9 protein-coding genes and 1 riboswitch are annotated in these 10,867 nt (G+C 69.9%); of the genes, 7 read left to right on the top strand and 2 right to left on the bottom strand.

From position 1 onward, the window contains the following. Window positions 1-69 precede the first annotated feature (69 nt). Entirely contained in the window at window positions 70-1,341 is a 1,272-nt protein-coding gene (locus QMG73_RS35030; protein ID WP_281903015.1) for a chymotrypsin family serine protease, read from the top strand. Window positions 1,342-1,411: 70 nt separating this feature from the next. Next, the gene (locus tag QMG73_RS35025; protein WP_281903013.1) at window positions 1,412-1,915 is read left to right on the top strand and encodes a DOMON domain-containing protein; all 504 of its coding nucleotides are present in this window, start codon (window positions 1,412-1,414) and stop codon (window positions 1,913-1,915) included. A gap of 1 nt (window position 1,916) precedes the next feature. On the opposite strand, the gene QMG73_RS35020 is transcribed toward QMG73_RS35025, so the two are convergent. Together QMG73_RS35020 and QMG73_RS35015 are read right to left on the bottom strand one after the other, a co-directional pair. Then, the gene (locus tag QMG73_RS35020; RefSeq protein WP_281903125.1) at window positions 1,917-2,912 is read right to left on the bottom strand and encodes a ribonucleotide-diphosphate reductase subunit beta; all 996 of its coding nucleotides are present in this window, start codon (window positions 2,910-2,912) and stop codon (window positions 1,917-1,919) included. After that, a complete protein-coding gene (locus tag QMG73_RS35015; RefSeq protein WP_281903012.1) occupies window positions 2,912-5,236 on the bottom strand; it encodes a ribonucleoside-diphosphate reductase subunit alpha in 2,325 nt (774 codons plus the stop codon). Before QMG73_RS35015 ends, QMG73_RS35020 begins: the two co-directional genes overlap by 1 nt. 121 nt (window positions 5,237-5,357) lie before the next feature. Then, window positions 5,358-5,571: riboswitch (cobalamin riboswitch) on the bottom strand. A 152-nt stretch (window positions 5,572-5,723) separates the two neighbouring features. On the opposite strand from QMG73_RS35015, the gene QMG73_RS35010 reads away from it, so the two are divergent. The 5 genes from QMG73_RS35010 to QMG73_RS34990 all read left to right on the top strand — a co-directional run bounded on the left by QMG73_RS35010 (window position 5,724) and on the right by QMG73_RS34990 (window position 10,854). Beyond that, window positions 5,724-6,485, top strand: coding sequence for a DJ-1/PfpI family protein (locus QMG73_RS35010; RefSeq protein WP_281903011.1), 762 nt, complete (start codon window positions 5,724-5,726; stop codon window positions 6,483-6,485). A gap of 75 nt (window positions 6,486-6,560) precedes the next feature. Further along, window positions 6,561-8,033 carry a PepSY-associated TM helix domain-containing protein gene (locus QMG73_RS35005; RefSeq protein ID WP_281903009.1) on the top strand — a complete coding sequence of 491 codons (1,473 nt, stop codon included), beginning with the start codon at window positions 6,561-6,563 and terminating at the stop codon, window positions 8,031-8,033. A 398-nt stretch (window positions 8,034-8,431) separates the two neighbouring features. Next, window positions 8,432-8,992 (top strand): sigma-70 family RNA polymerase sigma factor, encoded by a 561-nt coding sequence (locus QMG73_RS35000; RefSeq protein ID WP_281903005.1) that lies wholly within the window; start codon window positions 8,432-8,434, stop codon window positions 8,990-8,992. A 96-nt stretch (window positions 8,993-9,088) separates the two neighbouring features. Beyond that, complete coding sequence (locus QMG73_RS34995) at window positions 9,089-9,637, top strand: copper chaperone PCu(A)C (RefSeq protein WP_407676896.1); 549 nt, start codon at window positions 9,089-9,091, stop codon at window positions 9,635-9,637. Further along, on the top strand, window positions 9,634-10,854 hold the full coding sequence (locus QMG73_RS34990; RefSeq protein WP_281903003.1) for a Dyp-type peroxidase: 1,221 nt from the start codon (window positions 9,634-9,636) through the stop codon (window positions 10,852-10,854). The genes QMG73_RS34995 and QMG73_RS34990 overlap by 4 nt, the downstream gene beginning before the upstream one ends. The last annotated feature ends 13 nt before the right edge of the window (window positions 10,855-10,867 follow it).

Genomic DNA, 10,867 nt, shown 5'->3' with positions numbered 1-10,867 from the left:
ACGAAGTAGCGGGCTGCTTGACTCGCGCCATGAGTGGCTGCCTGAAAGCCATTCAGGATGGGAGAACCCGTGCGAAGAAAAGCTCTGATCTCCTCCGTGACCCTGCTCTGCCTGTTCGCCGTGGGCAGCACACCTGCCGCCTCGCTGGCGAGCCCGGTAGCCGCCGACCGGGTATCCGCGCGAGTGCCGCAGTTCGACGCGGTGGTCAACGGCTACCTGCGTACCTATCCGACCCTGACCAGGGAGCAGGCCCTGCGTTCCGCGCTGGGCCAGGAGCACCGGATCCGCCTGCTGGAACGGCTCCAGAGCCAGGATCCGACCGGGTTCGGCGGTTCCTGGTACGACCCGCTCACCGATACCCAGCACATCAACACCGTCGGCGCCGCGGCCGCGACCCGGGCCGGAAAGCTCGGTGCGGACGCGGGCCTGACGATCGCCGCCCACCAGGTCACCTACAGCCTCACCCAGCTACAGGTCATCGCCGCCGACATCAACGCCGGCAAACATCCTGTATTCGGTCGTGCCGCTATCGACACCGCCGCGCCCGATGCGGTAGCCAACAAGGTCACCGTGACCCTGCCGGCCGCGGACCTCGCCCGGTTCGAGAACACCCGGTCGACGCTGTCCTCCGTCATCGTGCTCAAGGAGGGCGATGCCCGTTCCTCGACGCCTGAGTGTGCTAGCCGGCTGGCCTGCACCACCCCGCTGCGCAGCGGGATCGTGTTGTGGCACGGTCCGAACAGGACCGGCATATGTTCGCTCGGCTTCACGGCCCGTGCCGGCGACGGCAGCCGCTGGGCGGTCACGGCCGGGCACTGCGGCACGGAGAGCGGCGAGTTCGCCCAGTGGGGCCACAGCGCGGAACCCATCGGACTTATCCAGGCGGGACGCGACAGCGGCAACATCGACATTGCGCGCATCCAGGTATCCAACCCGGTATGGCAGACCGGCGGGTATCTGTATGACTTCTGGCGGCCCAACGTCCCGGCACCACTGCACTATTCGATAACAGCGCGCGGCACGATCCAGGCTGGAGACGTCGTCTGCCTGTCGGCGTGGCACAGCGGCGTCGAAAACTGCGGGGGCATCCGGACCGCCTTCGGTGCTCGCGGGATGCCCGAGGTGTACTTCGACGCCTGTCCCGGCGATAGCGGCGGCGGCTGGTTCTACATCACCAGCTATGGCGAGAACTGGGCCTACGGCATTCACCGGGGACAGCCCTCCGGGTCCCTGACCTGCCACCGCCACGACCTCAACACATCCATCTTCACCGCCGTCCCCGACATGAACGCTTGGTGGGACAGCACCACCGCCGCGCTGCTGCGGCTCGAGGAGCGGTGACGACCGGCACGATATCCGCCATACTCAGGTTGTTGCATCATTCTGGCAACAGGGCCGTAGGATGGCGGGCATGGATTTTGGCGGCGACCTGCCGTCAGGCTCCGGTGCGATGATCCCGGGCGTCCGGGCGCTCGTCGAAACCGTGCTGCTCAGCGCGCGAGACGGACAGCTCTGCTTCCGCACCGTGACGCGGCCGCTCGGCGACGGCGAGCACCCGGACGCCTGCGCACGGAGCCTGGCCGGCCCCGATGTCGGGCTGCTGCACTCCACCTCCTGGCGCTACACGGGCGGTGGCATCGTGCTGACGTACGCCGGCCTGCCCGACGCCGACCCGGTGGCCGCCGTCGAGCCGGTGCCCGACCTGCCCGCCGTGCACAGCGGCGACCCCCTCGCACCGAGCCCGCCGGTGGTGCGGCCGGTCGACGTCGCCGCGCACGCCTGCCGCCATCTGGCGTTCCTGCGACACACCGACCCGCACGTCGCGGTCCTGGCCGCCGGCGGCGGCGAGGTGTGGGACCTGATCGACGTCTTCACCCCCGCCGTCGCCGGCATGTTCCCCATCCAGGTGCGATAGGTCAGAAGTCGTCGTCGAAGGTGACTGTGCCGGTCACGCCTACCTGGTATGCCGACACTCGCCGTTCGAAGAAGTTCGACAGCTCCTGCACGTCCTGCAGTTCCATGAACGCGAACGGGTTCTTGCTGCCGTACATCGGCTCGATGCTCAGTACGGCCAGCCGCCGGTCGGCGACATGCTCCAGATAGGACCGCATGTCAGCCAACGACATGCCGGACACGCCCTGTTCGAGCAGGTCGGCCGCGAACTGCGCCTCGCACTCGACGGCCTCGGCCAGCATGTCCTTGACCTGTTTCTCCATCTCGGCGTCGAACAGGTCGGGCTCCTCCTGGCGCACCGTGTCGACGACGTCGAACGCGAACGCCATGTGCATCGACTCGTCGCGGAACACCCAGTTGGTGCCGCTGGCGAGCCCGTGCAGCAGGCCGCGGGAACGCAGGTAGTACACGTACGCGAAGGCGCCGTAGAAGAACAGGCCCTCGATGCACGCGGCGAAGCAGATCAGGTTGAGCAGGAACGCCCGCCGGTCCTCCCGGCTGCGCAACTCGCGCAGCTCGAAGATCGAGTCGATCCACTTGAAGCAGAACTCGGCCTTGCGGGCGATCGACGGGATGTTCTCCACCGCCGCGAACGCCTCGAACCGCTCCTGCTCGTCCGGCACGTACGTGTCGAGCAGGTTCAGGTAGAACTGCACGTGAACCGCCTCCTCGAACAGTTGCCGGGAGAGATACAGGCGGCCCTCGGGCGAGTTGACGTGCTGGTAGAGGTTGAGCACGAGGTTGTTGGCCACGATCGTGTCGCCGGTGGCGAAAAACGCGACAAGGCGGCTGACCAGGTGCTGCTCCGCGGGGGAGAGCTTGGACAGGTCGGCCAGGTCGGAGTGCAGGTCGACCTCTTCGACCGTCCACGTGTTCTTGATGGCGTCCCGGTAGCGGTCGAAGAAGTGCGGGTAACGCATGGGCCGCAGGGTCAGGTCCATGCCGGGGTCGAGCAGCATTATTGACACGCCTCACAGGATTCGGGGTTTTCGAGGGAGCAGGCGAGCGCCTCGTCGTCGGTAACGGTCGCCACCGGCGCGATGGCCACGGTCGCCTGCTGGATGCGGGTCGCCGGCCGCGACCGCAGGTAGTAGGTCGTCTTCAGCCCGGCTTTCCAGGCGTACAGGTACATCGAGGAGACCTTGCCGATGGTCGGCGCGCTCATGAACAGGTTCAGCGACTGCGACTGGTCGATGTAGGGCGCTCGCGCCGCCGCGAGGTCGATCAGGGCCCGCTGCGGCAGCTCCCACGCGGTGCGGAACAGTTCGCGCACGTCGGCGGGCACGTCGGCGACGCCCTGCACCGACCCCTCGGCCCGCTTGATCTGCTCGCGGATCGGTGCCGTCCACAGCCCGCGCGCCTTCAGTTCGCGTACCAGATAGGTGTTGATCTGAAGGAACTCGCCCGACATCGTCTCGCGCTTGAACAGGTTGGACACCTGCGGCTCGATGCACTCGTAGCAGCCGGCGATCGAGGCGATGGTGGCGGTCGGCGCGATCGCCACGAGCAGCGAGTTGCGCAGGCCGGTCGCCGCGACCCGCGATCGCAGCGCCGCCCAGCGATCGGTCTGCGACGGCTCGACGCCCCACAGGTCCGGGTGCAGCTCACCCTTCGCGGCGCGGGTTTCCTGGTACGCCGGATGCGTCCCGAACGTCTCGGCCAGTCCCGCGGACGTCTCCAGCGCGGTCAGGAAAATCTCTTCCTGTACCCGGGTCGACAGCTCCCGGGCGCCCTCGGAGTCGAACGGCAGCCGGAGCGTGAAGAACGCGTCCTGCAGGCCCATCAGCCCGAGCCCGACCGGCCGCCACCGCGGGTTGGAGGCGGCGGCCTGGGTGGACGGGTAGAAGTTGATGTCGATGACCCGGTCCAGGAAGACCACCGCGGTGCGCACCGTCTCGCGCAGCTTCTCCCAGTCGACGCCGTCCGCGGTCACGTGCGCGCCCAGGTTGATCGAGCCGAGGTTGCAGACCGCCGTCTCGTCGTCCGAGTTGACCTCGAGGATCTCGGTGCACAGGTTCGACAGGTGGATCGTATTGCCCGGCGCGCCTGTCTGATTGGACAGCCGGTTGGAGGCGTCCTTGAACGTCATCCACCCGTTGCCGGTCTGGGCGAGGGTGCGCATCATCCGCCCGTACAGGTCGCGGGCCTTGACCGTCTTGACCGCCTTCTTCTCCGCCGCCTTGTAGGCCTCGTCAAAGGCATCCCCGTACAGGTCAGGCAGCTCGGGCGCGTCGCTCGGGTCGATCAGGGACCACTCGGCGTCGGCCTCGACCCGGCGCATGAACTCGTCCGGGATCCAGTTGGCCAGGTTCAGGTTGTGCGTGCGGCGGGAGTCCTCGCCGGTGTTGTCGCGCAGTTCCAGGAACTCCTCGATGTCCGGGTGCCACGGTTCGAGGTACACGCAGGCGGCACCCTTGCGCCGGCCGCCCTGGTTGACCGCGGCCACGCCGGCGTCGAGCGTCTTGAGGAACGGCACGATGCCGTTGGACTTGCCGTTCGTGCCGCGGATCAGCGCGCCCCGGCCACGGATCCGCGTCCAGGAGATGCCGATGCCGCCGGAGAACTTCGACAGCTTCGCGACCTGGTGATAGCGCTCGTAGATGGAGTCCAGCTCGTCGCGCGGCGAGTCGACGAGGAAGCACGACGACATCTGGGTGTGCCGGGTGCCCGAGTTGAACAGGGTCGGCGAGCTCGGCAGGTACGCGAGGCTCGACATCAGCCGGTAGAACCCGATCGCCTCGGCGGGCGTCTCGGACAGGCCGCAGGCCACCCGCAGCAGCCAGTACTGCGGTGTCTCCACCACCAGCCGGCTCTCCGGGTGCCGCAGCAGGTACCGGTCGGCGACCGTGCGCAGCCCGAAGTACTCGAACCGCAGGTCCCCGTCCGCGTCGACGGCGTCGTCGAGCTTGCGCGCGTTGCGGGCCACGAACGCGGCGGTGCCGTCGCCGATCAGCCCCTGCTGGTGGGCGTACCGGATCGACTGGCTGAAGCTGGCCACGCCCTGCCCGCGGACCTCCTTGTCCACGAACGCCGCCAGCAGCCGCGCCGCCAGCTTCGAGTACTGCGGCTCCTCACCGATCAGCTCCGCCGCCGTCTGGATCGACAGCTTGTCCAGCTCGGCCGTGGTCGCCCCGTCGTACAGCCCGCTGATCGTCTTGGTCGCCACCCGCAGCGGGTCGACCTCGTCCAGGTCGCCCACCCACCGCTCGACCGCCCGCACTATCTTGTTGACGTCGACCGTCTCGGAATCACCGTTACGCTTGCGGACCCGCATGACTGTCATGTCCCCCTACCGTCGCCGCTGCCGAGGTCGCCGGCGCGCAGGAGGACACCCACCGGCCCGTGACAGGGTCCGGCTGGTGGCGTCGACCATCCCGCGCGGCCTTCGACCACCGCACGCCCGGTGGCGTGCGGCGCGCTGGCAGGTCTTCGGACTCGCGGGCGTGACCACGGATGGTCGCCTACTGGCCGTCGCTTCCCGGGCCGGCGAAGGCCCAGTGCTTGGTTGACGGCGGTCGTTCCCACTCACCGCTGCGGGGCAGTCCCGGATTCGCACCGGGTTCCCTCTTGCCTCGACCCTCCTGGATGGAGCGCCGAACCAGCTGCGGCAACACCATATATGGGTGCCGGCACAAAACACCAACACCAGATGATGTGTCGGGCGTGTCGCGCACCTCACGTCACGCTGCGTGCTCGCACGGTACGCGGGAACTGGGCGCGCCTTGGCGCCGACTATCCGCGTGATGGAGTTCCGTGGGGAGGAGTCGGGCGTGACTAGTGTGCACAGTGGACGGCGAGCGGTACTGCGGGCGGCGGCGGCCGGTGGGGTGGGTGCGGGGCTGGCGATGACCGGGCTCGCCGCACCGGCCAGCGCGGCCAAATCCGGGCCGCGCATCGCGATCCTGCTGTACGACGGGCTGACGGCACTGGACGCGGTGGGCCCGTACGAGGTGCTGTCCCGCGTACCGGACGCGTCGGTCGTGACGGTGGCGAAGCGGGCCGGGCAGGTGCGCACCGACACGGGTGTACTGGGGCTGGTCGCCGACAAGTCGATGCGGCAGGTGCGAGACGCGGATGTGCTGCTGGTGCCCGGTGCCGGCAACCGGGGCGTGATAGCCGCGATGGAGGACGCCGAGACGGTCGAGTGGGTGAAGCGCCTGCACCGGCGTACCACCTGGACGACGTCGGTGTGCACCGGCGCGCTCATCCTGGGCGCGGCGGGGTTGCTGCGCGGTGTACCGGCGACGACGTACTGGGCGTCACGCTCCTATATGGAGTCGACGTTCGGTGCCATCTACAAACCGGAGCGCTTCGTCGAGTCCGGCAAAGTCGTCACCGCGGCCGGGGTGTCGGCGGGAATCGACATGGCGCTGCACCTGGCGGCGAAGCTGTCCGGCGAGCGGGTGGCGCAGGCGCTGCAACTGGCCGTCGAGTACGACCCGCAACCGCCATTCGACACCGGCAGCCCCGACAAGGCCGGCCCGGAGTTGCAACAACTGGCCCTGGAGCTCCTGGAAGCGGCCGCAACCTAAACGCGGGAACTTTTCCGCCTCCGCGACCGACTGAATAGCCGACGCTCAATGGCCACGGCTCAGCGGAGGTATCCCTTGTCGACGACTGCCAGTACGACCGCGGAGGTTGACGGCGCCGGGTCACCCGGCGGCGCGCCGGCCCGTACCAAGCGGGCCGGCCGCCGGTCGATCGCGTCGCTGGTGTTGCGGTTGCACTTTTACGCGGGCGTACTGGTGGCGCCGTTCCTCGTGGTCGCCGCCGTCAGCGGCCTGCTGTTCGTGTTCAGCCCGCAACTCGACCAGCTCGTGTACGCCGACGAGCTGCGCGTCGACCGGGTGGCCGGACAGGCGCGCCCGCTCGCCGAGCAGGTGACCGCGGCGCGGGCGGCGCACCCGAGCGGTGACCTCGCCACCGTCATCCCACCGGTCGAGGCGACCGACACCACCCGGGTCGTCTTCTCTCTGCCAGAGTTGGGGGAGAAGCAGCACACCGTGTACGTCGACCCGTACACCAACGAGGTGACCGGCACGCTCCTCACCTGGTACGGCGAGACGCCGCTCATGACGTGGCTGGACGACCTGCACCGCAACCTCCACCTGGGCGACGCCGGCCGGCACTACTCGGAGCTGGCCGCGTCCTGGCTGTGGGTGGTCGTACTCGGTGGACTGGTGCTGTGGGTACGTCGACAGTGGACCGGAAAGGGGCGGCTGCGCCGGCTCGTGTGGCCGGATCTGGCCGCTGGCAAGGGAGTACGCCGCACGCGTGGCTGGCACGCGGCGCTCGGCGTGTGGCTGGCGGTCGGTCTGCTGGCCCTCTCAGCGACCGGCCTGACCTGGTCGCGGTACGCCGGCGCGAAGTTCGACCTGTTGCAGGAGGGCTTCGACGCACACAGCCCGCAGTTGGACACCGCGCTGAGTGGTGGTGGTGCGCCGGCCGGCGGCCACCACGGCGGTGCGCCGGCCGGCGGCGCGGGGGAGTACGTTGTGTCCGACGTGGACGCGGTCGTCGTGGTCGCCCGCCGGGCTGGGCTGACCGGCTTTGTCGAGGTGACCCCGCCGGCCGAGCCGGGCACCGCCTGGGTGGTGGCTCAGGACGACGGCACGTGGCCGGTCGGGTTCGACCGCGCCGCCATCGACCCCGCGAGCGGCACCATCGTGGCCCGCAGCGACTTCGCCGACTGGCCGGTGCTCGCTCAACTGTCCAAAGTGGGCGTGCGGTTCCACATGGGATACTTGTTCGGTATCGTGAACCAGATTTTGCTCGCTGCCCTGGCGATCGGCCTGCTGTGCGTGATCGTCTGGGGCTACCGCATGTGGTGGCAGCGCCGCCCCACCCGCGTCGACCGCGCGGCCCCGCTGGGCACGCCACCGGCACGCGGCGCCTGGCGGCACGTCCACCCCGCGGTGCTCGTCGTGGGAGTCGTCGTCGTGGCGTTCGTCGGCTGGGCCATGCCGCTGCTGGGCGTCACGCTGGCCGCCTTCCTCGTCCTAGACCTGATCGTCGGCCTGACTCGCCGGCGCCGCGCCAGGACGGCCGCGCCGACCTCCCCCGCCCCAACCGCGCCCTGACCCGCGAGTGCCCTGTCCGCGCGCCGCGCTGTCGTGGCCGGGGCTGGCCGCCGGGGTTGAGGGGTTGGTGGCGGCGTGCCACCGCGCCGTGCGCGGTGCGCCGTGCGCCCTGCGCCGTGCGCGCCGATCAAGGGCATTCGCATCGATCAAGGGCGAACGCATGCGGAAAAGCGATCCAACCACGTGCGTTCGCCCTTGATCGGCGAGGGGTAGGCGCGCGGGACGCGGAGGGTGAGGCCGCGGGAGCGACGGTCTGGAGCGCGGCGGACGTCGCGGTAGCCCAAAAGCTCTTTGGTATTGACGTTGTTTGATGTGTGGGGTTGGGTGGATGGGTGTTGGGGTTCTGGGTTGATCCAAGCGCGCCGCTGGTCCGTATCCCTATCGTGGGTGGGCGGACGATGGCGGGCGGCGACGCGCGCGTGACCGAGTGGGCCATGGCCGCCGGTCGCGGTGACCAGGAGGCCGTGGCGGCGTTCGTGCGCGCCACGCAGCACGAGGTGCGGCGGTTCATGGCCCACATGGCGGGGGCGACCGACGCCGACGACCTGACCCAGGAAACTTACCTGCGGGCCCTGCGCAACCTGCCGGGGTTCGAAGGGCGTTCCTCGGCGCGCACGTGGCTGTTCGCCATCGCGCGCCGGGTGGTCGTCGACCACATCCGGGCCGCGACCGCCCGGCCACGGATAGCGACCGTCGACGACTGGCAGAGCGCGGCCGACGCCGCACAGGCCGGCGGTGGCTCGCGGTTCGAGGACGGCGTGGTGCTACGCCGCCTGCTGGACGATCTGGCGCCCGACCGGCGGGAGGCGTTCGTCGCGACCCAGGTGCTCGGTCTGTCCTATGAGGAGGCCGCAGAGGTCTGCGACTGTCCAGTTGGCACGATCAGGTCTCGGGTCGCGCGGGCCAGGCAGGATCTGGTCGCGGCGATGGCTGAGACCCGGACGCGCCGCACGGGCTGAGCGGCCCGCCGACAAAATCGATCATCTGCGGGGAACTTTCCCAGGTTCGGCAGCGACCACCTTGCTGACCGAACTTGATCGTGGAAGGACCACTCGATGATCGTGACAACGGCTGTGCCCGGACGGCGCCGGCGACTGCTGGGACTGGGCTCCGTCATGGCGGCGGCGCTGCTGCTCGGCGCGTGCGGCGACGACGGCGAACCGGCCGGTGCCGCCACCCCCTCCGCGTCGCCCACGGCGGTCGCGCAACCGTTGGCGGTCAAGGACATGTGGGTCAAGACCGCCGCGTCCGGTATGACGGCGGCCTTCGGCACCCTGCTGAACACCGGCGGCGCCGACGTCACCGTCGTCAAGGCCACCTCCACCGCCTCGCCCGTGATGGAGTTGCACGAGGTGGCCACAGTGGACGGAGAGATGGCGATGCGCCCGAAGGAGGGTGGCATCACCATCCCGGCCGGCGGCACGCACGAGCTGAAACCGGGCGGCGACCACCTGATGATGATGGACATCAAGACGCCCGTCACCGCGGGCACCGAGGTCACGTTCACGCTGACGTTCGCCGACGGCAAGACGATGGAGTTCACCGCTGTCGGCAAGGACTTCGCGGGCGGCAACGAGAGCTACCAGCCGGGCACCCACGGATGACCGGCGCCACGGGGCCGGTGAGCCGGCGGCGGCTGCTGACCGGCGGGGCGCTGACGGTCGGCGGGGTGGTGGCCGGTGCCGCCGCCACCGCCGGCCTGAGCGGCGACTCATCGAAGGCCGCGTCGGCCGCGCCGGCGATGTTCGGCGGAAACGTGGTGCCGTTTCACGGTGGGCATCAGGCCGGCATCGACACGCCGGCACAGGCGCACGGCACGTTCCTGGCGTTCGACCTGGCCGCCGGCGTGGACCGCGCGGCGCTGGGCCGGATGATGCGGCTGCTGACCGACGACGCGGCCCGCCTCACCCAGGGCCGGCCCGCGCTCGCCGACACCGAACCGGAACTGGCCGCGCTGCCGGCCCACCTGACCGTCACCTTCGGCTTCGGGCCGGGCCTGTTCGCGGCCGCCGGGCAGGAGGCGATGCGGCCGGAGTCGGTGGCGCCGCTGCCCGCGTTCGCCATCGACCGCCTCCAGCCCCGGTGGACCGGGGGAGACCTGCTCATCCAGATCTGCGCCGACGACCCCATGGCGGTCACGCACGCGCAGCGGATGCTGGTCAAGGACGCGCTCGCGTTCGCGAAGCCACGCTGGGTCCAACGTGGATTCCGCAACAGCCGCGGCGTGCAGGACGACGGCGTCACCCAGCGCAACGTGATGGGCCAGCTCGACGGCACCCGCAATCCCGCGCTCGGCACCGCCGCGTTCGACGCCGCCGTGTGGGTCGACAGTGGACCGTCCTGGTTGCACGGTGGCAGCACCCTCGTCGTGCGGCGGATCCGGGCCGAGATGGAGACCTGGGACGCCGTCGACACCACCGGCAAGGAGTTCTCCGTCGGGCGCAGGCTCGCCAGCGGCGCGCCGCTGACCGGTGCCCGCGAGCACGACCTGCCCGACTACAAGGCCACCAACGCGTTGGGCCTGACCGTGATCTCCGATACCTCGCACATCGCACGGGCCCATGTGGACGGCGATCGGCAGCGCATCTTCCGCCGCGCCTACAACTACGACGAGGGCCCCGGCCCGGACGGCCGTTCCGACAGCGGGCTGGTCTTCGCGTCCTACCAGCGTGACGTCGGCGCCCAGTTCCTGCCGATCCAGCGCAAGCTCGCCGAGGCCGACCTGCTCAACGACTGGACCACTCCGATCGGCTCGGCCGTCTTCGCCATCCCGCCCGGCTGCCAGCCCGGCGGCTGGATCGGCGAGACCCTCCTCGGCTAGCGGCCGTTTTCTC

The organism is Phytohabitans aurantiacus (genome assembly GCF_027923225.1).
Lineage (GTDB): Bacteria > Actinomycetota > Actinomycetes > Mycobacteriales > Micromonosporaceae > Phytohabitans > Phytohabitans aurantiacus.
This window is presented reverse-complemented; position numbering and strand designations above follow the sequence as displayed.

Excerpts from the sequence above, each read along its gene's own strand:
- QMG73_RS35015 (WP_281903012.1), bottom strand. The coding sequence starts at position 5,236 with ATGACAGTCATGCGGGTCCGCAAGCGTAACGGTGATTCCGAGACGGTC.
- QMG73_RS35025 (WP_281903013.1), top strand. The coding sequence starts at position 1,412 with ATGGATTTTGGCGGCGACCTGCCGTCAGGCTCCGGTGCGATGATCCCG.
- QMG73_RS35020 (WP_281903125.1), bottom strand. The coding sequence starts at position 2,912 with ATGCTGCTCGACCCCGGCATGGACCTGACCCTGCGGCCCATGCGTTAC.
- QMG73_RS34995 (WP_407676896.1), top strand. The coding sequence starts at position 9,089 with ATGATCGTGACAACGGCTGTGCCCGGACGGCGCCGGCGACTGCTGGGA.
- QMG73_RS35000 (WP_281903005.1), top strand. The coding sequence starts at position 8,432 with ATGGCGGGCGGCGACGCGCGCGTGACCGAGTGGGCCATGGCCGCCGGT.
- QMG73_RS34990 (WP_281903003.1), top strand. The coding sequence starts at position 9,634 with ATGACCGGCGCCACGGGGCCGGTGAGCCGGCGGCGGCTGCTGACCGGC.